General features: G+C 46.7%; 25 protein-coding genes and 1 riboswitch. Of the genes, 12 read left to right on the top strand and 13 right to left on the bottom strand.

Annotated elements, in window-relative coordinates; translation table 11 throughout:
* The first annotated feature begins 610 nt into the window (after positions 1 to 610).
* Entirely contained in the window at positions 611 to 1,198 is a 588-nt protein-coding gene (locus tag C9J03_RS09270) for a hypothetical protein (protein WP_044620777.1), read from the top strand.
* 79 nt (positions 1,199 to 1,277) lie between these two features.
* Here C9J03_RS09270 and C9J03_RS09265 read toward each other — a convergent pair whose 3' ends face one another.
* Entirely contained in the window at positions 1,278 to 1,868 is a 591-nt protein-coding gene (locus C9J03_RS09265; protein ID WP_044621845.1) for an AAA family ATPase, read from the bottom strand.
* 320 nt (positions 1,869 to 2,188) lie between these two features.
* Here C9J03_RS09265 and C9J03_RS09260 point away from each other — a divergent pair, with 320 nt between their 5' ends.
* The 4 genes from C9J03_RS09260 to C9J03_RS09245 all read left to right on the top strand — a co-directional run bounded on the left by C9J03_RS09260 (position 2,189) and on the right by C9J03_RS09245 (position 5,351).
* Complete coding sequence (locus tag C9J03_RS09260; RefSeq protein ID WP_044620776.1) at positions 2,189 to 3,196, top strand: permease; 1,008 nt, start codon at positions 2,189 to 2,191, stop codon at positions 3,194 to 3,196.
* Positions 3,197 to 3,225: 29 nt separating this feature from the next.
* Positions 3,226 to 3,465 (top strand): thioredoxin family protein, encoded by a 240-nt coding sequence (locus tag C9J03_RS09255; protein WP_039458532.1) that lies wholly within the window; start codon positions 3,226 to 3,228, stop codon positions 3,463 to 3,465.
* Between the two features lie 183 nt (positions 3,466 to 3,648).
* Positions 3,649 to 4,050 (top strand): cupin domain-containing protein, encoded by a 402-nt coding sequence (locus C9J03_RS09250; RefSeq protein WP_197078566.1) that lies wholly within the window; start codon positions 3,649 to 3,651, stop codon positions 4,048 to 4,050.
* Positions 4,051 to 4,128: 78 nt separating this feature from the next.
* A riboswitch (purine riboswitch) is annotated at positions 4,129 to 4,228 on the top strand.
* Positions 4,229 to 4,340: 112 nt separating this feature from the next.
* Complete coding sequence (locus tag C9J03_RS09245) at positions 4,341 to 5,351, top strand: adenosine deaminase (RefSeq protein WP_044620775.1); 1,011 nt, start codon at positions 4,341 to 4,343, stop codon at positions 5,349 to 5,351.
* A gap of 116 nt (positions 5,352 to 5,467) precedes the next feature.
* Here the strand turns inward: C9J03_RS09245 and C9J03_RS09240 are convergent, their stop codons facing one another.
* From C9J03_RS09240 to norV, 3 genes are read right to left on the bottom strand one after another with little or no spacing between them, the layout of a single operon-like run.
* Entirely contained in the window at positions 5,468 to 5,812 is a 345-nt protein-coding gene (locus C9J03_RS09240) for a TehB family protein (protein WP_044621843.1), read from the bottom strand.
* A 17-nt stretch (positions 5,813 to 5,829) separates the two neighbouring features.
* Positions 5,830 to 6,987: an NADH:flavorubredoxin reductase NorW gene (norW, locus tag C9J03_RS09235; RefSeq protein ID WP_044620774.1), complete on the bottom strand. Its 1,158-nt coding sequence runs from the start codon at positions 6,985 to 6,987 to the stop codon at positions 5,830 to 5,832.
* A 3-nt stretch (positions 6,988 to 6,990) separates the two neighbouring features.
* Complete coding sequence (gene norV / locus C9J03_RS09230; RefSeq protein WP_044620773.1) at positions 6,991 to 8,406, bottom strand: anaerobic nitric oxide reductase flavorubredoxin; 1,416 nt, start codon at positions 8,404 to 8,406, stop codon at positions 6,991 to 6,993.
* A gap of 212 nt (positions 8,407 to 8,618) precedes the next feature.
* Here norV and norR point away from each other — a divergent pair, with 212 nt between their 5' ends.
* On the top strand, positions 8,619 to 10,199 hold the full coding sequence (gene norR / locus C9J03_RS09225) for a nitric oxide reductase transcriptional regulator NorR (protein ID WP_044620772.1): 1,581 nt from the start codon (positions 8,619 to 8,621) through the stop codon (positions 10,197 to 10,199).
* 5 nt (positions 10,200 to 10,204) lie between these two features.
* Here the strand turns inward: norR and C9J03_RS09220 are convergent, their stop codons facing one another.
* The 7 genes from C9J03_RS09220 to C9J03_RS09190 form a co-directional block, all read right to left on the bottom strand.
* Positions 10,205 to 12,091 (bottom strand): methyl-accepting chemotaxis protein, encoded by a 1,887-nt coding sequence (locus C9J03_RS09220; RefSeq protein WP_044620771.1) that lies wholly within the window; start codon positions 12,089 to 12,091, stop codon positions 10,205 to 10,207.
* Between the two features lie 223 nt (positions 12,092 to 12,314).
* A complete protein-coding gene (locus C9J03_RS09215) occupies positions 12,315 to 13,658 on the bottom strand; it encodes a sigma-54-dependent transcriptional regulator (protein WP_044620770.1) in 1,344 nt (447 codons plus the stop codon).
* A 296-nt stretch (positions 13,659 to 13,954) separates the two neighbouring features.
* On the bottom strand, positions 13,955 to 14,464 hold the full coding sequence (locus C9J03_RS09210) for a hypothetical protein (RefSeq protein ID WP_039465726.1): 510 nt from the start codon (positions 14,462 to 14,464) through the stop codon (positions 13,955 to 13,957).
* Between the two features lie 8 nt (positions 14,465 to 14,472).
* The gene (locus C9J03_RS09205) at positions 14,473 to 15,147 is read right to left on the bottom strand and encodes a C39 family peptidase (protein WP_044620769.1); all 675 of its coding nucleotides are present in this window, start codon (positions 15,145 to 15,147) and stop codon (positions 14,473 to 14,475) included.
* An 82-nt stretch (positions 15,148 to 15,229) separates the two neighbouring features.
* Positions 15,230 to 15,877: a hypothetical protein gene (locus C9J03_RS09200; RefSeq protein WP_044620768.1), complete on the bottom strand. Its 648-nt coding sequence runs from the start codon at positions 15,875 to 15,877 to the stop codon at positions 15,230 to 15,232.
* Between the two features lie 176 nt (positions 15,878 to 16,053).
* Positions 16,054 to 16,389, bottom strand: a complete 336-nt coding sequence (locus tag C9J03_RS09195; protein ID WP_044620767.1) for a hypothetical protein — start codon at positions 16,387 to 16,389, stop codon at positions 16,054 to 16,056.
* Positions 16,390 to 16,430: 41 nt separating this feature from the next.
* Complete coding sequence (locus C9J03_RS09190; RefSeq protein WP_044620766.1) at positions 16,431 to 17,015, bottom strand: hypothetical protein; 585 nt, start codon at positions 17,013 to 17,015, stop codon at positions 16,431 to 16,433.
* Positions 17,016 to 17,445: 430 nt separating this feature from the next.
* On the opposite strand from C9J03_RS09190, the gene C9J03_RS09185 reads away from it, so the two are divergent.
* From C9J03_RS09185 to C9J03_RS09175, 3 genes are all read left to right on the top strand, one after another.
* Positions 17,446 to 18,480 carry a transporter gene (locus C9J03_RS09185; protein WP_231580618.1) on the top strand — a complete coding sequence of 345 codons (1,035 nt, stop codon included), beginning with the start codon at positions 17,446 to 17,448 and terminating at the stop codon, positions 18,478 to 18,480.
* Positions 18,481 to 18,602: 122 nt separating this feature from the next.
* The gene (locus C9J03_RS09180; RefSeq protein ID WP_039465715.1) at positions 18,603 to 19,001 is read left to right on the top strand and encodes a DUF2750 domain-containing protein; all 399 of its coding nucleotides are present in this window, start codon (positions 18,603 to 18,605) and stop codon (positions 18,999 to 19,001) included.
* Positions 19,002 to 19,062: 61 nt separating this feature from the next.
* The gene (locus C9J03_RS09175) at positions 19,063 to 19,422 is read left to right on the top strand and encodes a HopJ type III effector protein (RefSeq protein WP_039465713.1); all 360 of its coding nucleotides are present in this window, start codon (positions 19,063 to 19,065) and stop codon (positions 19,420 to 19,422) included.
* 16 nt (positions 19,423 to 19,438) lie between these two features.
* Here the strand turns inward: C9J03_RS09175 and C9J03_RS09170 are convergent, their stop codons facing one another.
* A complete protein-coding gene (locus tag C9J03_RS09170) occupies positions 19,439 to 19,771 on the bottom strand; it encodes a hypothetical protein (RefSeq protein WP_231569065.1) in 333 nt (110 codons plus the stop codon).
* Positions 19,772 to 20,123: 352 nt separating this feature from the next.
* On the opposite strand from C9J03_RS09170, the gene C9J03_RS09165 reads away from it, so the two are divergent.
* The 3 genes from C9J03_RS09165 (at position 20,124) to C9J03_RS09155 (ending at position 22,451) form a co-directional block, all read left to right on the top strand.
* Positions 20,124 to 20,912, top strand: a complete 789-nt coding sequence (locus C9J03_RS09165; RefSeq protein ID WP_044620765.1) for a RelA/SpoT domain-containing protein — start codon at positions 20,124 to 20,126, stop codon at positions 20,910 to 20,912.
* A 258-nt stretch (positions 20,913 to 21,170) separates the two neighbouring features.
* Positions 21,171 to 21,956 (top strand): RelA/SpoT domain-containing protein, encoded by a 786-nt coding sequence (locus tag C9J03_RS09160; RefSeq protein ID WP_044620764.1) that lies wholly within the window; start codon positions 21,171 to 21,173, stop codon positions 21,954 to 21,956.
* A 213-nt stretch (positions 21,957 to 22,169) separates the two neighbouring features.
* Positions 22,170 to 22,451, top strand: a complete 282-nt coding sequence (locus C9J03_RS09155; protein ID WP_082060442.1) for a Rho-binding antiterminator — start codon at positions 22,170 to 22,172, stop codon at positions 22,449 to 22,451.
* Positions 22,452 to 22,500: 49 nt separating this feature from the next.
* Here the strand turns inward: C9J03_RS09155 and C9J03_RS09150 are convergent, their stop codons facing one another.
* Positions 22,501 to 23,787, bottom strand: a complete 1,287-nt coding sequence (locus C9J03_RS09150; RefSeq protein ID WP_039465704.1) for an L-cysteine desulfidase family protein — start codon at positions 23,785 to 23,787, stop codon at positions 22,501 to 22,503.
* Positions 23,788 to 24,039: the final 252 nt, after the last annotated feature.

Raw genomic sequence — 24,039 nt, 5'->3', positions numbered from 1 at the left:
CTGTTTTTGAGGCACATTTTTATCTCAGTTACATTCTCTAAAAAATACAGAAGCAAATAATAAAATTAATGTAAGCAAACATTACCAAAACATGAAAAAATAATGAAACATTATAGATAACAGGTTTATGATTTCCTCTTATTGATTGCTTTAAATACAAAACAAGATAAAGCCAAAAAAGGATTACACAGAATAAAAGCAAGGTCAGTTAAAATTGATAACCGCGTTAAGAGTCACTTCAGACTTTAATAATTACCACCTCTGCGATCAGTTTATAACAATCGATGTTGTTATTTGATACCTGTCACTGTTTTCCTGCCATTTTATTGTAGTTTTTAAATTGTCAACCGCCTCAAAAAAGGATTAATCGTGGAATTGGCAAGGCCAAAAAAATCATTGCATTACAATAAATTAACACACAAAAAACAATGATAACCAAAGACTACTAATACCGGAACACGGGGCATGGAAACACTTAAGGCGTCATTTTTCCATTACCTACACATAGTGCGAAGCCAATTATAGCTTTTTTGAAAGCAAGATTTAGTTAGATGACCGGTATATGTATGCCTTAACAATTTGGCCTGAAAAATGCAAAGTAGGTGTAAACATGAAAAAGGTTATTTCGTATTTTTTCACTATAGCAATGTTATTGATAAACTCTGAGGCTATAGCTTCAAGTGTTTTATTCGAGCTACCGTTAGAGGTTGAACTTGGGAAAACAACCAATTCGGAGTTGGGACAGAATGGAGTATGTAAAAAGCAAGTCAAAATAAAGAAAACAACTGCCTTCAACTGCGAAAAGTTTGAATTTTTAGGTGGCGCAGTCGAAATTGACTGCTCAAGCAACCAAATCGCAGAAAGTATGTGGATTGAAATGATACCAGAGAACTGGTACAGCCTCGGACTGCGTATGTACAGAGACAAAGAGGAGGGAATCGCTCTTAAGGATTTGCTCAAAATACTGGAAGCAGAGAACGTTGAAGACTTATCGGTGAAGGAGACATACAAACATACCCACGCAGGGCAGTTAGCTATGCATAATCACCTCATTACGTTTAACATTGGTAATTATCATTACGGGGTGCTTCACGAGTATAAAACCATTGAAAAGGCGCAAGAAAATGCATCAGTGGCACCAGAAATTTTATCTATAAATGAAGGTATTGGTGCTATTTCCGTCGTAGCGGCTTATTAAGCCATTCAAATACTGTTATCAAAGGGTCGCAGGGGCGGCCCTGGTATACCGTAAGCCCCCCATAACACAGCGGTTATAACTACCCCCTCTGATACTGATTTATCACGTTTTCTATCGTCATGATCCCGAACATGATCTTCCGAATAAAGGACTCTGAGCTCCCAACAAAGTAGAAATGGGGATGCCTGGACCAGACTTTCTGAAGTTTTTTATCTAATTGCGCAGCTTGTTGAGACGACTCGTTTCGTACCGGGTTATTGCTACTGATATCATGTCCGGAGGCTCCGGCGGATTCAAAAAAGATCACAGCATCGTAGCGGGCGATTTCATCTTCAAAAGTAGAATTTACCTCGCTAAAAAATTCACTTTCGCTACCAGGCCAGTAAGCCAAACCATCAAGCGAGCCGCGATCACACACCAGTAACCTGTCCGGAAACTGTGCTTTATGGATCTCCTCGACATTCTTTTGCAGCTGAAAAATCGTTTTCTGTACCAATTTAAGCACTTGCTCATCTTCTGAGCGTGTTATGCCGCCAGAGAAAAGTACCGTCGCCGCCTCGGGTACAACAGCTATCTTATGGCCCAGCTCTCTGCGGAAAAGATCCAACGCAGTGGTTTTTCCGCCTCCGGGGCCTCCGGTTACCACAACTTGCAACTGCTTTTTTTTCATTGGCTTTGGCTCGCAGGGTTTATTTATCAGCTTAGTCAAAAAAATGCTTTTTCCGAAAGCCAAGCGGAGCGCTCATGACATCCCCCAAGCAGCCTGTCATGAATAACTGATACCCACACATGACATCTAAAACCTCGTACAGTAAGCGGCAGCTTAATTAAGTAAACACCGAAAAAAGTTGAAAAAGCCGATTTTGGGGGGTTGCCCCACCCCTTACGCTCGTCTAGGGGGCTTTTTCAACTTTTTTGCTCTTCATTAAGAATCCTTTTCATACCTCATTCGTCTTTATCTGTAGTTAGTCTATTTGATAAGGACAAAGTATGTTCCAAGTTTTCACGGATTTCGCCTCGTGGGCGGTTTACTCGGTCTTTGGGTTACCCCCCGATACCCAATTAGCGGGAGCTCTGCATTTTTTCATTGAGGATACCCTCAAGATATTTGCCCTCTTGCTGTTTATGATTTACGTCATTGCTTTGGTTCGTGCATCATTGAATGTTGAACGGGTCAGGGACTATTTGGCCGGCAAACACCGCGCGCTGGGTTACTCTATGGGGGCATTGTTTGGTGCGATCACCCCATTCTGTTCATGCTCGAGCATTCCCGTGTTTCTGGGCTTCACCTCGGCAGGGATCCCGCTCGGGATCACGATGGCGTTCCTCATTACTTCCCCACTGATTAATGAAGTGGCCGTACTTTTGCTCATGAGCCTACTTGGCTGGAAATTTACCTTTGTTTATATTGCGCTTGGCATGTCAGTAGGGATATTGGGCGGGATATTCCTTGACGCCATCAAAGCTGAGCGCTGGCTCCAGCCCTTTGCCGCCAATGCCATGAAACAAGGCAAAGACCACATTAAGCAAAGACACAATGCCACCGGCACTCCAACCCATTCGACGTCTTTGACCCTGGCTGAACGGCACGGCTTTGCCAAAGAGGAGGTCGCTACTATTTTTGCCAGGGTCTGGAAGTGGGTGATCATCGGTGTCGGCCTTGGAGCAGCCCTACACGGCTTTGTGCCTGAAGGCTGGATAGAGGCTTATCTTGGGGCTGGCCAATGGTGGTCTGTACCTGCAGCCGTATTACTTGGCATCCCGCTCTATTCGAACGCGACCGGGGTCATTCCTGTCATGGAGAGCCTGATCACCAACGGACTTCCCATTGGTACCACGCTCGCATTTTGTATGAGCACGGTCGCGGCCAGCTTTCCTGAATTCATTTTACTCAAGCAAGTCATGCAGTGGCGTTTGCTCGCCACGCTTTTCGCGCTCTTGTTGGTTGCATTTACCCTCATCGGATGGGTATTCAATGCCACCTTCCCCGTTCTTTAATAGCAATTGTCTCTGATATAAGGATCAAAATGATGAAAAACGTAAAAGTACTCGGCTCGGGCTGTAAGAACTGCAAAGTCACCGCCGAGCTCATTCAGGATGTGTTCCAGCAGCAAGGTATCGACTTTGAGTTGGTTAAAGTCGAAGACATGGCCCAGATCATGGCCTATGGCGTGATGTCGACACCAGCCGTGGTCATCGATGATGAAGTTGTGCATAAAGGGAGTGTGCCAAAACGAGAGCACATTGAAGCTTGGCTAACGAACTAAACCGCGGCCCTTCAATGGCAAAATAGCCAATCCGGAGTGATGCAGGGGAATAGTTCAGCCCGCTGTCGCTTTCCCCTGCACACACCGGAACTATGACATTGACCGAAAATCGGCCCAATACTGGCAATAACCTCTCCGCCATGTTCTACCCTTATGGCTACAAGTTGTTAAACGGAGCTAGCCATGAAGCCAAGGATGTTATTTCCCCTCTCTCTCGTTTTGACCAGCGTATCGCTCTTTGCCGCGTCCTCTCACGACCTGGTCAAGACCACCACCAGTTGGGATGGCCAGCCCCTGCCCTCTGTTCAGTTCAATCAACCAGAAATCACCATCAAAGAGATCACCATTGAGCCCGGAGAGAAACTCCCATGGCATCAACACCCGGTAATCAATACCGGGATCTTACTGACCGGCCAGCTCACGGTGCACACCCAGGATAAGAAAATCACCATAAGCGCTGGTGATCCCCTGGTGGAAGTGATGAATACCTCACACTATGGCGAGAATACCGGAAGCGAGCCGGCCAGAGTCATTGTGTTTTATCTTGCCGAGAAAGGCAGCAAGCTCACCGTATTGGATAACTAGACATTGCATCACAGGTGTCGCTATGCCAAGATCACGAAAACGTTTGCTTGCACTCTATTGAATTTCGTTACTACACTGGAAAACATAAGCAAACGGCTTCGTATAACCCCATTAATACGGTATGGGGGTCTCTACCAGAATCCGTAAAATTCTGATTACGAAGAGTTAAGCGCAGGTGTGCTTTTCTCTTTGTATGTCAGTATTCGACGCGACAGAAAAGCACCTTAGTAGATCACACTTATTACGCCTACTGCTGTAGTGCATGTATAGAAATATAATAAGGGCTTGATATGAAAAACTTTATTAAAGGACTACCCAAAGTAGAGCTCCATCTTCACATTGAAGGCACCCTTGAGCCTGAGTTAATGTTTGAGCTTGCCAAGCGCAACAAGATCAGCATTCCGTTTTCCTCACCCCAGGCTGTACGCGAAGCCTACCAATTCCATAACCTGCAGTCTTTTTTGGATATCTATTATCAAGGTGCCAATGTCCTTATCACCGAGCAGGACTTTTTCGACCTGACCTGGGCCTACTTACTGCGCTGCAAGCAAGACAATGTTGTCCACACCGAGATATTCTTCGACCCTCAGACCCATACTGACCGCGGTATTGCTTTCAAAACCGTCATAGACGGCATCACGCGTGCACTGAGGCAGGCCAAAGAGCAACTCGATATCTCCAGCCAGTTGATAATGTGCTTCCTTCGCCATTTAGATGAAGAGGCCGCCTTCGCAACATTACAGCAAGCACTGCCTTATAAAGATCAGATCATCGCTGTCGGCTTGGATTCCTCGGAACAGGGCCACCCGCCGGAGAAATTCGCCCGGGTATTCGAGGCGGCACGCAATGCCGGTTTTTTAACCGTGGCCCACGCCGGCGAAGAGGGTCCCGCGCAAAATATACTCGATGCGATATATTTGCTTGGTGTCAGCCGTATCGATCACGGTGTGCGCTGTGTGGAAAGTACCGAGTTGGTCCAGCAACTGGCAGAAAGCAGGATGCCACTGACGGTCTGCCCGCTATCTAACATTAAACTCAAAGTGTTTGAGGACATGGCACAACACAATATTGTTGATCTGCTTGAGACAGGCCTGTGCGTTACCATCAATTCCGATGATCCGGCCTATTTTGGTGGTTATATGACAGATAACTTTGTAGCCGTTGCTGATGCCCATCCGCTAACACGCCAGCAGCTCGCCCAATTTAGCCTAAATGCCATTGAGGCGAGTTTTATCGAACATCCGCAAAAAGCGACCCTGTCACAAAAGGTAAAAGACTACCTTGCCGGTTTTAGCGGCTAATTGCCTCGGCAATGTTGAGGCATTGAGTGATTGTCATACCCCAAGTGGATTCGTGGTGCTTGGAATAACAACAACCCGGCAATTGCCGGGTTGTTGTGATCTATTCTAGCCTATTGCTAATTTGTCTTTTTGGCATGGAACAATGGTTGGCTACCCTTGTCTGCATCCGACCAGAAATTGATGTTGAACTGAGCATCATCACTCATTTCTATACGGTGCCAATATTGCGGTGGGCTGGTGGCAAATTGTCCGGCCTTGATCACCACCTCCAGCTCAGGCTCTGTCGCGTCACTGTTGGCAAACCCATAGTAGGTGACCGTTCCTTCCATGACACACAACTGCCCAAATACCCCCTGTGCGGTATTATGGTGACTGAGCAAGGCCGCAGGTACGGTATCTTTGGTAAAGAATGGCGTGGAACGCTGTATAGTCCAATGTGCCGGGATACGTTGATGGCTCATAGTAACCTCCGTTTCAATCATTTACTGTTTAGTTCTTTCAACAGCGGGAAAGCTGATGGCAGATGCTGCTGGGTAACCACATATCCGGTTAGCTGGCCGCTCTGTTCCCGTGTTTTTAAGGTACTACCCGCTTGATTAACGTCGATCTGCCAGCTCAACGCTTCAGTGCTATCTTCCGGGATATTTTGCCCGGCAAACTGGATCGGAAAAGCAGGCGTTTTGACTTTCACCATCATTGCAGGCAATACCAATGACGTTGGTTGCCCCAATAGTGTCTTGGCAAGCGCATTGGCACTTAACAAAGCAGGCTGAAGATAGGCCAACACCTTACCGTTTATCTCGGCACAATCCCCGATCGCATAGACATCCGGTGCTGAGGTTTGCAACTGGGTATCCACTACGATCCCCTTATTTACCGACATACCCGCATTTTTGGCGATCTGGATGTTGGGCTTGAGCCCTGCCGCAGAGACCACCACATCAACCTCTATTTCCCTGCCAGAGGCAAGCTCGACCGCAACCCTGGAGCCAGGGAGCGTCGACAGCCGTTCAACCGTGTCAGCAAGGAAGAACCGTGTTCCCTGCGTTACCATTACCCGCTCCAATTTCATTGCGATGTAATCGGGTAACTGGTTAGCCATAAGGGTCTGGCATGGGTCAACAACCGAGACAGTTTTGCCGCTGCATGCAAAGTCCATCGCCAATTCCGTGCCGATCAGCCCAGCACCAATCACTGCAATATGACGGGCTCGCTGCAATATATCTTGCGCAGCACGATATTCAGCCAGGCTGTTTAGCGTCACGACCTGTCCCGAAGCATCGCCGCTCATCGGTGGGATAAACGCCCTAGCACCGGTTGCAAAGACCAACTTTCCGTAGTCATAACACTGCCCTCCCGCCACAATATACTTGTGCTTCGTTTCAACCACTTCTACAGTGCTATGGGCATACAACTCCACTTGGTGCTCGGCAGCGAAATCGGTACCGCTCATACGGATCAAATCATTGGCCGTTTGCTGATTCGAACTGGCATGGCTCAGATCCGGTTTGTTGTAGTCATGCCCTTCGTCAGAAGTGAAGACCCGGATCGGAACATGCTTATCTTGACGGCGGATGGCCTTTACCAATTGGTAAGCGGCAAAGCCGCTACCAATAATCGTGATAGGTTTCTCCATCAGTTAAGCCCCCTTCACGGGTTCAAAGACGTCTTTGCCAAGACCGCACTCAGGGCACAAAAAGCTCTCTGGCACATCCGACCAACAGGTACCGACCTCAATGCCTTGGTTAGCTTCGCCCAGGGCTGGGTCATATACCCAGTTACACACCGTGCACAGCATTTTTTGGCTAGCCGCGACTCCTTGAGGCTCGGCGGACAATGGCTTGGCGCTAGGCACTGGTGTTAAAGCCCACTTTCTGGCAATCATCCGGCCGTGCTCGCGGCATTCACGCATTGCTTTGCCGTCCGGTTTCCACTTGGCCTTCAAACCAACCGTTGTGTCGAAGCCAGCATCGGTCAAGCGCGAATGGATTCTGTCAACGGCACCGCCATTCCAACCATAACTACCGAAGGCCCCAGCCTTCTTGTGCTTGAAGCGAAGCCCTGTGATCTCTTCGAGCATGCCAGCTACTTTTGGCATCATCACGTTGTTCATAGTCGATGAACCAACTAGCACTCCTTTGGAGCGGAATACATTGGCCAAGATTTCATTTTTATCTTGGCGCGACACATTAAACACCTTTACGGCAACACCCGGATCCACATCGTGGATTCCCTGAGCAATGGCGTCGGCCATCATTCGGGTATTGTTCGACATGGTGTCGTAGAAGATGGTAATACGATCTTCCTGGTAATCATTGGCCCACTCAAGGTATTGATGGATTATCTGAGTTGGGTTATCGCGCCAGACAATACCGTGTGAAGTGGCAATCATGTCGACCGGCACATTAAAGCTCAGCACTTCATGGATCTTTGCCGTGACCAGGCTACTAAACGGGGTAAGGATATTGGAGTAGTAGCGCAGGCACTGCTCCATCAATTCGCTTTGATCCACCTCATCGTTAAACAACCGCTCATCGCAGTAATGCTGGCCGAAAGCATCATTGCTAAACAGCACCGCATCGCCGGTGAGATAGGTCATCATGCTGTCAGGCCAGTGCAGCATCGGCGCTTCGACAAAAATCAGTTGCTTGCCGTTGCCAATATCCAAAGTATCGCCAGTTCTGACGACCTGGAAATTCCATTCCGGGTGATGATGGTGACCAACAATAGAATCAACGGCATTTTCCGTGCAGTAAATTGGCGTATTGGGGATACGGGCCATCAACGCCGACAGCGCGCCGGAGTGATCTTCCTCCGCATGGTTGATGACGATGTAGTCGATCTCTTGCAGATCAATTTCCATCTCTAAGTTCTGGATAAACTGCTGGCTAAAGCGGTGATCGACCGTATCAATGAGAACTGTTTTTTCTTCACGGATAAGATAACTGTTATAGCTGGTCCCCTTGGTCATCTTATATTCTGTACCGTGGAAGTCCTGTACTTCCCAGTCGCGTTGGCCTACCCAGTGAATGTTGTTTTTAACGTGAATGGTCATCTTGATACCTTATGTATTGCTATGGGCGCTACATGCCCCCCTAAATCTGAACAAGGTATTGCACTGACCATGCCAACTTTTTATCTTGTTGAAATTATTGACTTTAATTATTTAACCAAGATACACACTGTCAAATAGACAACAAAATAACACTGTCAAAACCACATTACCGTGTCATAATGACAACACCCCAACAAATAAAAGTAGCACCGATGAAAAACACGCCGAAAGAACTGACCCAGCTTGCTTTGGATCTGACCCAGGGCATATCCAGCCAAGACCGGTTCGACCGCTTGCTCTCTGTCATCAAATCATTGTTCGGGTGCGATTCCTCGGCCTTACTGGCTTTTCGCGACCAACACTTCGCCCCGCTGGCCATAAACGGCCTGTTCGAAGAAGTACTGGGACGCCAGTTCCTCATCGACGAGCACCCCCGGCTCGAAGCCATTGCCCGCGCCGGTGATATCGTCCGCTTTCCGCACGATAGTGAACTGCCCGACCCCTATGACGGACTCATCCCCAGCCACCAAGGCAAACTCCATGTTCATGCATGTATCGGCTTGCCCCTCATTGCCAACGAAACACTAATCGGTGCGCTAACCATTGATGGCTTTGACCCTCACCAGTTCGACCAATTCAGCGATGAAGAGCTGCGGGTTATTAGCGCCCTCGCTGCTGCCAGTTTACATACCGCATTATTAATGGAGCAGCTAGAGCGCCAAGCCTTCAATATGCCGGAGTCTCATGGACAGGCGGCACTGCATGCCGGGAAATCCTCCCAGGCCGCACAGGTGGAGATGATCGGTAAGTCTAGGGTAATGGAAGAGCTGAGGAGTCACATTCAAGCCGTTGCCGCAACGGAATTGACCGTCCTGATCACCGGCGAAACCGGCGTCGGCAAGGAGCTCATCGCCGCTTCAATCCACCAGGCCTCGCACCGAAGCGGCCAACCCCTGATTTACCTCAACTGCGCAGCGCTACCCGAGTCTGTCGCAGAGAGCGAGCTGTTCGGCCATGTTAAGGGGGCCTTTACGGGAGCCATTAGCGACCGCAAGGGAAAATTTGAAATGGCTGATGGCGGCACCCTGTTCCTCGATGAAGTCGGTGAGCTCCCCTTGGCGCTGCAGGCCAAACTACTACGGGTGTTGCAGTACGGCGATCTGCAGCGGGTCGGCGATGACAGGGTACTGAAGGTCAACACACGCATTGTCGCCGCTACAAACCGCCAACTGCATGAAGAAGTAAAGCAGGGTAAGTTCAGGGCTGATCTCTACCACCGCTTGAGTGTCTTCCCCATTATGGCTCCCCCTCTAAGAGAGCGAGGAAATGATATCGTTTTGCTGGCGGGGTTCTTTATAGAGCGCAGCAAAGGCAAACTGGGGATTCAGTCGATGCGCCTGAGCCGTGAGGCGGTCGATATGCTCTCTGCCTATCCTTGGCCTGGCAATGTCCGCGAGCTCGAACATGCGATAAACCGCGCCTCAGTGGTGGCAAGGGCAGAATCATCGAACCTTGAATTCATTGAGCTCCAGCCTCATCACTTTGAATTGTTGAGCACACCACAGCAACAGGCCCACCAGCACTCAACCGCTATAAGCAATGAAACCCGACAAAAAAACCCAATATCGGTCGAGACCAATATCGGGCTTAAAGACGCGACGAACCGCTTTCAATACCAGCTTATCGATGATTGCTACCAGCGGAACAACCGCAACTGGGCGGCCACGGCCAGAGAGCTGGAATTAGATGCCGGTAACCTCCACCGGCTGGCAAAACGGCTCGGGTTAAAATAACCCAACTACACGATGAAGGTTGAAACCTTGTCGTTCAAGTTTGTCGCCTGCAGGCTAAGGCTCTCCGCTTGCTGACGCGCTAACTGAGCATCAACGGTCAGCTGATCGCTCACATCCTTAATGGTCGTGGTATTTTGGGTGATCTCATCGGTCACATGGGTTTGCTCTTCAGCCGCGGTGGCGATTTGAGTTGCCATGTCACTAATCATGGCAACAGATGCATTGATTTGCTCCAGTGCCACTGTTGCCTCATCGGCATCTTCAACCGTGCACTGGGCGAGCTTCGAGCTGGTCTGCATCAAATCAACCGCCTTGGTAGTGATCTGCTGCAATGTCGCAATCATGCTCTGAATTTCTTCCGTCGATGTATGGGTGCGCTGAGACAGCACACGCACCTCATCAGCCACCACCGCAAAGCCTCGACCTTGCTCACCGGCTCGGGCCGCTTCAATCGCCGCATTCAATGCTAACAAGTTTGTCTGCTCGGCAATTCCCTGGATTGTAGACAGAATGCTATTGATCCCCTGGGCATGTTCATTGAGCTGGCTGATCACCGTGGAGGCTTCATTCACTTCACAGGCCAGATTAGAAATTGAGTGACGACTTTGGATCACCAATTCACGCCCATTATTGGTGTGGGAAGTCGAATCTTGTGCTGCCTGTGCTGTTTGCTCTGCATGTGAGGCAATTTCCTGTGTCGCCGAGGCCATCTCCGTCACGGCTGTCGCAACCATGGTTATTTCATCCTGCTGACGCTGAAGCTCCAGCGCTTGTTTGTCGGCCAATGATTCACTCTGCGCCGCACTCTCTCCCAGCGCTGCCCCCTGTTTGCGGACATGGCCGATTAGGACCTGAAGGCTGTTAACGAACTGATTGAAATTTTGGGCAAGATCACCCACTTCATCCTGGGAGTCGATATTGATGCGCTGGGTAAGATCCCCGCCCCCCTGCGCGATAACGCCCAGCGCCGAAGAGACTTGCTGAAGCGGTTTAAACAAATAGATACACAGCAGGTTAAACAAAAAGGCACACACCACTACCACCAGCAATGTCATGAACACATGCTCGTACAAGGTACTGTATAACGGCTCCAAGACTGATTTGGCATCGATGACGATAACAGTTTGCAGTGGCTTACCCGCAATAGGCGCAACATAAAGGTAGCTATCACTGCCATTGATCACCACGCGCTCAGCATGACTCCCGCTAGCCAGACGTGTCAGCAACTGACGAGTTAAATCACTGTCTTTATAGTTTGTCGGCTGGTTAAGCAACGAGGTATCGGCATGTGCAAAAATATCACCTTGCTCATTGGCGATAAACATATACCCCGATCCAGGCAACACCACTTTATCAAGCTGGCTAATGATACTTTTCATTTCTACGTCCGCGCCAAGTACCGCTTGGGTGCCTAGGACATTGACCGCCTTACCCATAGACACCACGCTGGCGCCCGTTGCCGCGGCAATCGTCGGATTTTCCACCGTTACCTGGCCATTTTGGCCAATGGCGTGCTGGTACCAGTGCCACTGCCGCGGGTCATTATTTCCCTCTGGGAGCAATATCTGGTTTGCGTTCACTTGTGTGCCATCGGTAAACGCCAAAAATACATTGTCGAAACCCGCTGAGTTTTTCACTTGTCGTAGATGAACCGGAATATCTTTGGCCTCGATAGTCTGCGGGAACGCAGATAGTGCCATTGCTTTCGAATCCATCCAGTCAACAACATACTCATTGTAAGCTTGCGCGATCCCTCGCAACCTAGCATTGAGATCTTCGTCAAGGCGCTCAAGGGAAGAAACGAACGAGAGTGCAGTGACCAAAGCGCCACCCAAGATAATGGCAATACTTGCTGAGACAGCCAACTTCTGCCGTAAAGATAAGCTAAACATCAGATTCCTTTTATTATTTGCATTGCTGCTTGATTTAATTCACGGCTCGAATTATTGCATTTTTATCGCACTGAGAATATCTATTAGCAGAAAATTTCAGCCAAAATAGCTGAAAAATGATACATCCTCCGTCCCTTGCAAAAATACATTGACCACAAAAATAATTCGATCCTGTATCATAAAAAAGGCCCCTTTCGGGGCCGATTCATTCTTTTTAAATGGCTCAGTCTCTGGCGTAGCCATTATTGTAATGGCGAACATCAGGGACAATATTGTGCTTATTCAGCAATCGGTACATTGTTGCTCGCGACACCCCCAGATCTTTTGCTGCTGAAGCCACTTGTCCGCGGTGGGTCTCAAGCACAGCAACCAACACGTCTTTTTCGGCTTCATCTTTGATGTTGCGAAGGCTTTGCTTGAGGTTGGATTTACTCGGCAGGTCAAAATGCTCAGCTTTCACCTCGTTACCCTCTGCAAGCAAGGCCGCCCGTTTCACCTGATTGATCAACTCGCGTACATTACCTGGCCAACTATAACGCAACAGTAGCTGCTTAGAGTCTTCAGAGAAAGATGAGGCCATCGTACTGTATTCACGCGCAAACTTGGTCAGGAACGTCTCTGCAAGCAAGAAAATATCTGAGCCGCGCTCGCGCAGTGTTGGTACCTTGATATGGAATACGTTCAGGCGATAATACAACTCTTTACTGAATGTCCCGTTTGCTACCGCTGCATCTAGGTCTGCACTGGTCGAAGCAATGATACGCACATCCCCTGAGGCTTCACCTTCTAGGCTGTCGGAGGTTGGGGCCTGAAGGTAAGCAAGCAGCTTCTCCTGCATCTCTTTCGAGAGCTCATCCACATTATCCAGCATCAGGGTGCCGTTAAACGGTGTCCCGTCTTCTTGGCGGTAACTGCCATCAAGCAACGACATGTTTTCATCATCATGATTGAGCGATGCACAATTAACAGCGATAAAGGGGGTATTCTTGCGCTTGGAAAGATTGTGGATAGATTTGGCAATCAGCTCCTTACCGGTACCATTCTCCCCCGTAAGGAACACATTCACTTCCGTCATCGCCACACGGCGGACCATATCGCGCAGTTGTTTGATAGACTTTGACTCACCATATAACCCCATGTCATGCTGCGAAGTGATCTCAACCCATGAACTTGATTCAATCTCGAGCATCCCTAATTGGTGGCCAATTGTGCTCAGCATATGACTACTCGGGATTGGAACAGTAAAATAATCAATGCAGAAGTTATTGATAAACTGGCAGATTGCATCCGTTTTCAATTGCTCCTTCTTGATAATGGCAATCCATTTTACTTGTTTGGTTTTATTCGCCCTTAATGAAATACTATTCAAGCTAAAGTCATTATTGCTTAAATCGACTACACAGATACACGGACTGTATTCTTCCAGAATTGAGTCAACCGTACGTAAATCATAACAACAGTGGGTTTTCCATCCAGATTGTTCTAATAGCGCAATCCAAGGTTCGTAGTTACATCCCAGTGCTACTAAACGACCATCTATTGATTTATTTTGACTTTGAGTCATCATCGAAGCCACCTTCTATCAACTTATATTTATTTTATTAGTAATGAAAATATAGGTTAACTTTTTATACTTTGGTACGTTTCAAAGGTAAGAAATATAAGCAAAAGAGATATAAACACACATCAACAAACTTAACTTATAGTTATATCAACAAGTTAAAAATTAAAAAAAACAAGAAAAAAAATGAACTTTCCCTAAAGTGATACTTTATCGATTTGGAAATAAAAAAAACATTGTTAAGAAAACAATGTTTTAGATGGTAAAAAAGTACCAAACCACAAAATATTATTGCAACCGGTTTAATACCCGTTATGTAAAATCGCATGCTCAAGCCGATTATTGAACAGGTTCTGCCTGTTAAAGCCCTGAATATCAGCTTCAATATCAAGCACTGTTTCCGTTTTGATGGCTGTATTATCAGCCGAATTTTGCACAACAAAGCCTATTGCATCTTGAGTAGCACTGGTATTGATAATATTGTTCTCACCTACACTGATGATCTTCAACGGGTCGCTGTAGTCATAGGTACGTGTACCATCATGGCTGGTAAGAATACCGTTGCTTATAGTAAAGTCTGCCACATGGGTGTTTAAAACCGTCTCGCCGTTCACTTCTGTAGTCACGGACAAACCGATATTAATAATATTATCATTAATGGACACAAAACCGCCCCTTAGCGAGGACATTTCATCATCGCTGAGAGTGGTTAAACCCAAGCTGTCAATATTAAGGAAACCAATAGATGCATGTGTGATAAGAGCCGAAGCCCCTAGTGTCGATGCAAAAATTAACCGTGTTAACTTTTTCATACTAGCCTCTAATAATCATTACTACCAGGCAGAGTAATACTAAACGTTGATAATGAGTCTCTAACAACAGCCTCTGACACGGGAGATGGATTATATATATTGTAATTATCTGCGGTGATAAAACTTCCTCGACCTTGCTCAACTCGGTTTTTCACCAACAATACTGTTCCTTTGTAGACCTGTTTAAAATCATCGATAGGAATCAGCAACGTACCTCTAGAGGGATCACCCAAAATCACGTTCTTCTGATTTATCCCTTTAATTACAACAAAATGCATATAACCGTCAAAATTTACAATGGTTATTGCTGGGATACGTAAATCATGAAATTTCTCTAAAGGAATATTATAGCCATTGGCATCGAGACCTACAGAATTTAGATAATTTTTCATATCCAACATCGAAAAACCTTGTTTCTCTATCTGCTCTTTATCTCCATGCTTAAACATAAATTCGAATATTGTATTTTCTTGAGATTCAATATCGTAATGGTAAGTCAATAATGACGCTACTGCCGCTGAGCCACAGCTAAAATCATATTGCTGCCTAAAAACATCACCGAACAACTGTTCTTGGTAGCTTTTGACTTCAATATTATACCCCCCCCGGCTAGGGAAGTAGTCTAACGCCTGAAGACTGGATGATGCTAATACGCTGATAAGTATAATAACCAACTTTTTCATGCGCTAACGCCTATCAAACAATATATTTCTTAGTTCTCACCCCAGGATGGAAGCAAGAAAGGGCCTTTCGGCCCTTAGGATTTTAGTATGAGCCACCACCACCACCTGGTAGGGTTGCGCCACCTGAGCCAACAAGCGCTGCATTGGTGCTTGTAGTTTGTTGTACCATTGAGTTGTTACCTACGTTCTGGCCGGCAATGTTGATACCTGAGGCCGCTTGGTAACCACTGTGCATTGTATTGGCATGATCGACATAAACATCGGCTGAACTACCCTTACAGCATGCGCCGCCGTATGTCACAGTATTACCCATTACCGCACCGTCAATCAAAGATTCTGCCAGCAATTCTTCCCACTCATGATGGCCTTTTGAAACAACAGACCAATCATTATGAGAGTTATCTTCTAGAACTTTGTCGTAGGTGTTACCAACATTTTTCATGATCAACTTGTCGTTGTCTTCATTACCTACATAATCTTCAGTGTAAGTCTTGTTAATTGACTTATCGGTGTTCACGGTGAGCGTTTTGTTAAAGCTTCCCTCGATGGTGACATTGTCATAATCATTGTAATCGTCGCCACCATAGCTATCGCCATAACCGCCACCATAACTGTCACCGTAACCGCCACCATAACTGTCACCGTAACCGCCACCATAACTACCACCATCTGCCAATGCCATAGGTGATGCGACTAGAGCTGCTAATAGCATAATTTTAGTTTTTAGCATGGTTTTACTCCAAAATTGTATTTGTAATAGTTTTTACAAGTCCATTTGGTCAAGACTAATCTCATAAAATTAATTACTTATAAACCAGAAGCATTTGTTGTTACGCCCTGCGAAACCAAAAGGTCAACATTTGGTTTTTTGCTGACAGCTTAATGCCAGCAAAGATAGACTAACAATTACTTCAATGTCAGGTTTATCACGGTTGCATTTTGAATCAATACATTACTACCGGTGTTTTGTACGATATTATAAACTCCAGAAGAATTACTTAACGCGCCACCGTCAATAATATTATTCCCAGAATTGTTGTTATACGCACTATTACCTGTAACATCGCCATACATTTCTGAACTTGCCTGAAGACTTTCAGTTTCTAATTCATATTCACCACCCCGAGAGTGGGTCATAAAGTCTTCAGTCAATACTTCAGAACTTGCTAGAATATCCAACTCATCAGTAGCTGCTGTATCAAATGTAATAAATAGAGCCACCATCAGTGTTAAATATTTCATGACATCCTCCTGAGAGCTGCTAAGCAGCTCTCAGTTATGTATTAATTACCCGCCAAGACCGCGTTGGTGCTAGCACTCTGTTGTACCAAAGAGTTATTACCCGCGTTTTGACCCGCAATGTTGATACCTGAAGCTCCTGAGAATGCACCAGTCATATCATTGCTGTGCTTAACAGTCAGCGAAGATGGTGATGATGGGCCATAACCGTAGCCGCCGTGGCCGCCATATCCGCCCTCACAACATGCACCGCCGTATTCTACGTCTGAATAGGTCACGTAACCGTGCAATTCAGATTTTGCGACATGGTATGATTGCAACTCAGTGATATCGATATCCTGGCTGTAGTCATTCATGCTGTTATCTGTCCACTCTTTGCTGTAAGTGTTATTCACATCTTTCATTTTAAGAGTGTCATTGTCTTGGTTGTATGAATCTGTAATTGAGTACTCTTTATCAACATCAAGCGTTGCTGTTTTATCAATATCTTTGTTGTAAGAGTCAGTAATTGTTTTATCAGTACCATCATCATATGATGGGTAGTAAGGATTATATGGTTGGTAATCGTTCGCTAGCGCAAGTGGAGAGCTAACAACTGCTACTAAAAGTGCGATATGTGTTTTACGCATGGTCATACTCCAAATATATTGAGTAGTTATTTTTTTATAATCACTCGCCGTGTTCGCGAGATAATTTAACTATAGTGTTGGCAAGAAAACTTCCTGTATTATTTTTAATAATTTTTTGTGCTTTTCATTATGAACTTTTCCTTTTAATTCCCTGCGCTTATATCGTTAAAAATATGAAATTCATTCTCACTTTTTCAATAATTAGAATTGTGCTTCATTTAATAAACAATATTTTCACTTTCTCAAACACAAGAAATAAAATCACCTTTCTCAATATTAAGACCAAGAATAAGATTCCCAGTTACCATATAATTCTCACCTCTACTATTATTTTCTTATCCAAAGCTATCAGATTTTTATTGCATAGCTATATAAAGCAATAACCACATTATTACTTATGGGTAAGCTAAGTGAATTAAGTGAGGAAATCGTGAGTACTTTCAATAACAAAAGCTTTATCGCGCTTCTTGCTTTGATATCAGGGACAGTCGCAGCTGAAACCGAGCAAACGACAGAGCCAACGCAACCTAACCAAAAGCCAAAACGCGTACAAACCTTTGGCGATCTCCTTGACCCAGAGCTGCCTGGAGTCTTGACGCCCAAAGGCTCGTTTGTACTAGATACCAGCTTATCTTTTACACAAAACTCATCGAATACCGTATCGGTGGTAGGCTACACTGTCCTACCCTCTCTTATTGTTGGCCTCATTGAGGCTAATGACACAGATCGTACAACCCTAACCTTCGGCCTCACCGGACGCTACGGGATCACTAACCGTCTTGAAGTAGAAGCCAGAATCCCCTGGGTTTATCGTTATGACTCCATATCACGCAGAAGTGTCAATTCAGGGAGTGATTCAGCCGAAACCCGGACGTTTGACAGCAGCGATCTCGGCGACATTGAGGCAGCGTTCAAGTATCAAATCAATATGGATACCGCGCCATACTGGATTGCAGGGTTAAGATTCAAGACGACAACAGGCACCTCCCCCTACGATGTACCAGTGGATACCCAGTTCGGCTTCGAGGAACTCCCCACCGGTTCAGGGTTCCCCAGCATTGAGCCCAGCGTCACCATGATCATGCCGATGGATCCAGCCGTTATCTATGCCAACCTCAGTTATATCTGGAACATCAAAGATGATGTCACCTCTGAAATTGATGGTGAGTCGGTGAGAAATGAAATCGACCTCGGTGATACGGTCGGATTCAGCGCCGGTATGGGTTTTTCCGTAAACCCAAAATTTTCTTTCAGCCTGGGCCTTAGCCACAGAACAATTTTAAAATCGAAAGTTGACGGTTCGACACCATCCGATGCCAAGCTGCTGCAACTCGACTCCATCTCCATGGGAGCAAACTATGCAATTAATCCTGAGACCACATTAAACGTTGGGGTGAGTGCGGGCTTAACCGCCGATGCGCCTGATTTCCAGCTTACTGTCCGCGTTCCATATACCTTGCGTTAACTCGTCACCTCCCCCCAATTATTTAATAGCCTTATCCAGTACGGTTAAGGCTATTTTCATGACTAAAGTCTAATTTTCCTCTATGCTATGACGCTACTACTATGGGTAACAGGAAAATACAAATGTCCACACCGTTAGAACCAAGCCAAATTGAACAGATTCAAGCCTATGACGCTGAACAGCGCTATAAGTATTTGGTGAAAGAAGTGGTGAGTAACCGCGAAATCTGGATTCTGACAGATGAACATGGTTGCGTCATGCTCAATACAGATGACGAGGACTGTGTACCAGTATGGCCAAACAAAGAATTTGCCGAATCTTGGGCAACAGGCGAGTGGGAAAACTGCAAAGCCGAAGCGATTTCATTGAACAAATGGCACAGCCGATGGACATACGGCCTGGAGGACGATGAACTGGCCATCGTTATTTTCCCGAACCAAGATGAAGATGGTCTTGTGGTATTCCCGGATGAGCTGGACTTTGAACTAAAACAGCAGGCAAAAAAGTCAGGTAATCGTTAAACCGCTTGTAACGATGGGGCGATAAACTTAATTTCGCCCCCTCAGTAAAAGGATAATTGCTATGGAAACGCTACTTGCGAAGCTGAAATCACACCCTCAGACGGTCTCTTTCACTGAGGTGATAACCATTATTGAGCAGAATTACACCTATCAACCCACAGCCTTTACCAATGGTCTTGGTAACGACACCTTGTTCAATGAAGCTGGAACCAACGAGGGCTCCTGCCGGATTTTCGCTTTTGCCAAGCTTAACCAATTATCAGAAGCTGAAACCCTTGCCTGTTTTGGCGACTATTACCGCAATGATGTCCTTCAGCACCCCGACGCAACCGATCATCAAAACATTCGCCACTTCATGAAATATGGCTGGCAGGGCATTCAATTTGACAGCCCCCCGCTCGAAGAAAGAGCCTGCGCCTAAAAAACTTAACCGCCGCTCAGAGCTTTTGCTGGCAGTGGGAACACTTCTCAGGTGGCTTCATAAAAAATGGCGCGCGTGATGGGCTACCACAGCCATCACAAAATTTAGTCGAACGAATAGTCAACCACGTTAACGGCACCATAAACACCAGCAAACCTATCATCATCGGCAGTGGCGGCTGGGCGTATACAATCACCGCAGCAATCACAACATTGCTGGCAATGGTATATCTCGGCCACAACTTACGCTTCCTTGCGACATCCGTCCCTCGCTGAAACAACATATAGCTACCTGCTGCCATCGCGAGCCAAATCGCCGCAAAAATAATCATTAAACTTTGTTGCATCATTTACCTCTTCAGTTGCCTCACCCTTGGATTCTAACATTCCTCACCCTAGCTACGTATATCCCTTTATGATCGCAAACCCTTTAAGCCGTAAAGGAACCGTATTCGACAGAGCACTCACTGTAGGGAAGCGCTCAAACAGGGCCATGCGCTCAATTTTCCGCCATCTGCCCTACAAAGGAGAAATTCCTATTTTTGGTAGAGATCACACAGTAAATATTCTGATTGGGAAGCTGCTCACAGGATGATGATTCACTGCCAGCTTTTCGCCTAGGTTCATATTGAAAAGCCAGCCTTTGCCCAGATATCTTAAGTGTACCGCTTGATATTGAAGCGGTGATACCAAGGAGATCCAATGATCGCGAAGTCTTTGTTCAGAACGTGTTTTGTTCTGTTATGTGTTTTCGGGCGTGGCCCAGTTGCCAATGCAGCAGTACCACAATTTAGTGATCCGGAGTTTAAGCTTCCATCCCCAACACAAGACACCAAGGATAACTTCCAACGTTCCCTAAGCGGCTTATTTTCAATTCCGAGCTTCAGACAAGAAGCATTAAGCCAGCCTTACCAGAATTTCGATGAGCTTTACCAACACGCCCAAGCCGCCCAGCAGGAACTCGAACAACTTCTAGCGCAAATCAGCCTCCACACCGCAGCACAGCCAATCCTTCCCGGTGTTAAATCCCGCCAGCGCGCCGAGCGGAAAATCGCCACCGAACTCAATGGTCACCCAGAAAGACTTACCGACCTTGCCCGCGGTAGCCTTGTCGCCAATAATATTTCGTCTCTGGTCGACGCTTTTAACCACCTTAACCGCGAGAGCACCATCGTCGAGACCAAGAACCGATTCAAACAGCCGGCCTCTTCAGGCTACCGTGATCTAAAGGTGCTGGTACAGCTCCCAGAAACCGGCCTCATCGCTGAGGTACAGCTACACTTAGACACCATTGCAGAGATCAAAAGTGGTCCCGAGCACGACATTTATGAGTCTATTCAGCACATCGAGCGCCAAGCAGGCCAAGAACAACGTGTTCTCAATGATATCGAAGTAGCAAAAATCAAAGTCTTGCGACAGCAATCTCAGCAAATGTACCAGCAGGCTTGGCATCAATACCTGCAGCCAGAACCGCTTGCCATGGCCAGTTAACCGATTTATTTATCAAGGGGAGCTTATCGCTCCCCTTTATATTTCAGATGATTACAGCCCCCACTGTCAGCCCTCTGTTAACTCTCACCGATGAACATTCAAAATTCATCCCGCGTTCAGATAACTTTGATAATCTAACAAGCGTAGAGTAGCTAGCAACTCAAAAAATACGTCACTTTTTCTGAGCCGGTTTACCCGCTGAGATGCACCTTTTTACGTATGAGGCCCGATCTGTTCGGGCGACCAAGGAGTTGTTTGATGGATTTGAGATCTGTACTTCGAACGTGTTTTGTTCTGTTCTTCCTGACCCGCGGGTCAGCGATGGCAACACCATTGATGACAGACTACTCTGCACAAGATTACGAGGTATCACCTAAGCATTCTGAAGCCAGTAAAAAGTCGTTCCAAAAAAGCCTGAGCGGACTTTACAGCATTGAGAGCTGGCGCGCTGCCGATATTCAGCAGCCTCACCTTAATTTTGAAGATTTGTACAACGTGGCCCCTTCAGCCCAGCAGGAACTGGCTAACCTGATGAACGAGGTGGGTATGATGACAGACACCAGTATCGTGATGCCTGATGTTAAATCAAGAGCACGAGCAGAAAAGAAGATTGCGACAGAGCTCAATGGCGATGCCAGTAAAATTACTGACCTTGCCCGAGCCTCACTGGTTGCAGACGATATTCCGGGCCTGGTCCATGCCTTTGAGCTGATCAGCAAAGAGGCGACGATCGTATCGGTGAAGAACCGATTCAAATCGCCGACGGATTCTGGCTACCGAGACTTAAAACTGCTGGTGAAACTGCCTGAATCTGATCTAATTGCAGAAGTACAATTGCATCTAGAAGCTATTTCTAACGTAAAAAATGGTGAAGAGCATAAAATCTACGAACAAATTCAGCATATTGAGCGTACGGCTCTCAGCCAGAACCGCCCACATAATGAATTTGAAATGGCGCAAATTAGCAAGCTAAGAGCAACATCAAAATCCCTGTACCATGATGCATGGCAGCAGTACCTTCAGCCGGCCAGTATCGCTGTCTAACCTTTCCCCCTGAGGTCACTCGCTAGAAATCAGAGTAGTGGCCTCTTTCTAATAAACATACAGAAGCCAAAAGTATTTCAAGTTGTTTCAGTTTTGAGCATGATTCTCATTTTTGGCTACGCTTTTTAGGTGGTGGCAATGCAATCGTGAGCAAACATTCACTCAACTTGGGGCAAAAACAACAACGCAGCCCCTAATTATAGAGACCGCGTTATGACAAATCGTTACCAACCCATAGACCACAGGCTGCAAAACTGTCTTGATCAAGCCTGTGATGCCCATTACGACGTTCGCCTTGAACTCACAGATAGCAGCACCTTGGAAGGACAATGTATTAACACTGAAATTCACCCGGACCGCTCCCAGTGGCTGGTCTGCAAAACGCGCTACCAATACACCAAAATCAGGCTAGATTTTATTGCAAGAATGAAGTCACTTACCCCCGGAGCAAGCTTTTCGGAAGTATCATCGGCGCACGCTATGGTAAAAGGATAAAAAAGAGCACCTAAGTGCCCTTCTATTGTTCCTCAGTGACAGGCAGTGCTCACTTATGAACCATGATCTCCAAGATCTGGACATCAGTTTGTGTCATTGCGCCATTCGCCAAAGCTGACATGTTTCTGATTGAGGCATCGACATCATCGGCAACGATCCCTTCATTCCCCGTTACCCGGATCCCTTCAAGTGCCATCAATGCCGCTTTTATGGCTGCACTCGCCGACGATGACACTTTCATCGCGCAGCTGGTTTTGGCGCCGTCACAAATAATCCCGGTAATATCGCCAATCATGCTGCAGATAGCATTACTGATATGGCGGAACTGCCCCCCAAGTAACCAGGTCATCCCAGCCACTGCGCCCATCGAGGCGGTAGTGGCACCGCAAAGGGCCGATAGCTTGTTCTGATAGCTTTTGATATAGATAGCCATCAAATGCGACATCATCAGGGCGCGCAACGTTGTTTCGTGATCGGCTTTAACATGCTCGGCGACCACCACCACAGGCATTGTCGCAGCAATACCTTGGTTACCCGAGCCAGAGTTGCTCATCGCCGGTTTCATCGCACCATCCATGCGGGCATCAGATGCCGCGGATGTACGACGCAGAATATCTGTCAGCAGCCCTCCCGACAGCAGACCGCGATCGACATTGCGTTGGAACGTCGCGCCAATTTGCAGACCGTACTTTCCTGTCAGCCCTTCTTTCGATAACTCATCGTTCAATGCATAGGCTTGGGAAATAAAATCAATGTCTTCCAAAGGAGCGTTCAAGGCGAACTCAAAGATATCCTGGGCCGTCGCCTGCTCGAAGATATTCTCTCTTACCGTCACCTGGCTAATGTCTGCCTGATCGGCAATAAACAGTGGCTGGCCATTTTTTTCAATCGAAACAATACGCGTATGGCTATCGGCAATAATAACGGTCACCGAATCATCACCACCGGTTACGGTCACTTTGGCAAACAAGATATTGCTGACATCCGCCACACCAACCGACACCACACCAGTGTCTAGCATTGCTTTGGCGCTAGCAACATCTTGCGAAGTGATGTTTCTCAGTACCTCTAGGCCCGCATCCGCATCACCTGCCAGCGCACCCACTGCAGCGGCAATCGGCAACCCCACCATTCCGGTTCCCGGTACACCGACCCCCATTCCATTTTTCATCAAGTTCGGTGAAACATAGGCGTCAATTTTGGTTGGAGCACAATTGAGCTCACGCGTTGCCACGGCAGCAGCCAACGCAACAGAGACAGGCTCGGTACACCCCAACGCAGGCACAACTTCACGTTTTACTGTCTCAACAAAACCATTCCACAGATGCTTTTTCATGTTCATCACCTTCATGACATTAGGTAGGGTTGCCGGGCTCATTAGAATGCAATAGAAGAAAACATAAGCCCTTGTCTTTATGAGGTTTAATGTACTGCTATCTTGAGGAAAATATTTTCTTATTTCGCCTACATAAACCAGTTAAATTAGAAAAATTTTCTCCACAAAAAGAAAAGCGTGACACAAATCAACCGGTATATCCCTTTCAAGGCAAATAAAACCACTACCAAGCAAATCATCATCGTCTCACCT

Origin of the sequence: Photobacterium gaetbulicola, assembly GCF_003025515.1 — a bacterium.
Lineage (GTDB): Bacteria > Pseudomonadota > Gammaproteobacteria > Enterobacterales > Vibrionaceae > Photobacterium > Photobacterium gaetbulicola.
This window is presented reverse-complemented; position numbering and strand designations above follow the sequence as displayed.

What these genes read in the sequence shown, in the direction of transcription:
- C9J03_RS09270 (WP_044620777.1), top strand. Translation starts at nt 611, where the DNA reads ATGAAAAAGGTTATTTCGTATTTTTTCACTATAGCAATGTTATTGATA.
- C9J03_RS09265 (WP_044621845.1), bottom strand. Translation starts at nt 1,868, where the DNA reads ATGAAAAAAAAGCAGTTGCAAGTTGTGGTAACCGGAGGCCCCGGAGGC.
- C9J03_RS09260 (WP_044620776.1), top strand. Translation starts at nt 2,189, where the DNA reads ATGTTCCAAGTTTTCACGGATTTCGCCTCGTGGGCGGTTTACTCGGTC.
- C9J03_RS09255 (WP_039458532.1), top strand. Translation starts at nt 3,226, where the DNA reads ATGATGAAAAACGTAAAAGTACTCGGCTCGGGCTGTAAGAACTGCAAA.
- C9J03_RS09250 (WP_197078566.1), top strand. Translation starts at nt 3,649, where the DNA reads ATGAAGCCAAGGATGTTATTTCCCCTCTCTCTCGTTTTGACCAGCGTA.
- C9J03_RS09245 (WP_044620775.1), top strand. Translation starts at nt 4,341, where the DNA reads ATGAAAAACTTTATTAAAGGACTACCCAAAGTAGAGCTCCATCTTCAC.
- C9J03_RS09240 (WP_044621843.1), bottom strand. Translation starts at nt 5,812, where the DNA reads ATGAGCCATCAACGTATCCCGGCACATTGGACTATACAGCGTTCCACG.
- norW (WP_044620774.1), bottom strand. Translation starts at nt 6,987, where the DNA reads ATGGAGAAACCTATCACGATTATTGGTAGCGGCTTTGCCGCTTACCAA.
- norV (WP_044620773.1), bottom strand. Translation starts at nt 8,406, where the DNA reads ATGACCATTCACGTTAAAAACAACATTCACTGGGTAGGCCAACGCGAC.
- norR (WP_044620772.1), top strand. Translation starts at nt 8,619, where the DNA reads ATGAAAAACACGCCGAAAGAACTGACCCAGCTTGCTTTGGATCTGACC.
- C9J03_RS09220 (WP_044620771.1), bottom strand. Translation starts at nt 12,091, where the DNA reads ATGTTTAGCTTATCTTTACGGCAGAAGTTGGCTGTCTCAGCAAGTATT.
- C9J03_RS09215 (WP_044620770.1), bottom strand. Translation starts at nt 13,658, where the DNA reads ATGATGACTCAAAGTCAAAATAAATCAATAGATGGTCGTTTAGTAGCA.
- C9J03_RS09210 (WP_039465726.1), bottom strand. Translation starts at nt 14,464, where the DNA reads ATGAAAAAGTTAACACGGTTAATTTTTGCATCGACACTAGGGGCTTCG.
- C9J03_RS09205 (WP_044620769.1), bottom strand. Translation starts at nt 15,147, where the DNA reads ATGAAAAAGTTGGTTATTATACTTATCAGCGTATTAGCATCATCCAGT.
- C9J03_RS09200 (WP_044620768.1), bottom strand. Translation starts at nt 15,877, where the DNA reads ATGCTAAAAACTAAAATTATGCTATTAGCAGCTCTAGTCGCATCACCT.
- C9J03_RS09195 (WP_044620767.1), bottom strand. Translation starts at nt 16,389, where the DNA reads ATGAAATATTTAACACTGATGGTGGCTCTATTTATTACATTTGATACA.
- C9J03_RS09190 (WP_044620766.1), bottom strand. Translation starts at nt 17,015, where the DNA reads ATGCGTAAAACACATATCGCACTTTTAGTAGCAGTTGTTAGCTCTCCA.
- C9J03_RS09180 (WP_039465715.1), top strand. Translation starts at nt 18,603, where the DNA reads ATGTCCACACCGTTAGAACCAAGCCAAATTGAACAGATTCAAGCCTAT.
- C9J03_RS09175 (WP_039465713.1), top strand. Translation starts at nt 19,063, where the DNA reads ATGGAAACGCTACTTGCGAAGCTGAAATCACACCCTCAGACGGTCTCT.
- C9J03_RS09170 (WP_231569065.1), bottom strand. Translation starts at nt 19,771, where the DNA reads ATGATGCAACAAAGTTTAATGATTATTTTTGCGGCGATTTGGCTCGCG.
- C9J03_RS09165 (WP_044620765.1), top strand. Translation starts at nt 20,124, where the DNA reads ATGATCGCGAAGTCTTTGTTCAGAACGTGTTTTGTTCTGTTATGTGTT.
- C9J03_RS09160 (WP_044620764.1), top strand. Translation starts at nt 21,171, where the DNA reads ATGGATTTGAGATCTGTACTTCGAACGTGTTTTGTTCTGTTCTTCCTG.
- C9J03_RS09155 (WP_082060442.1), top strand. Translation starts at nt 22,170, where the DNA reads ATGACAAATCGTTACCAACCCATAGACCACAGGCTGCAAAACTGTCTT.
- C9J03_RS09150 (WP_039465704.1), bottom strand. Translation starts at nt 23,787, where the DNA reads ATGAAAAAGCATCTGTGGAATGGTTTTGTTGAGACAGTAAAACGTGAA.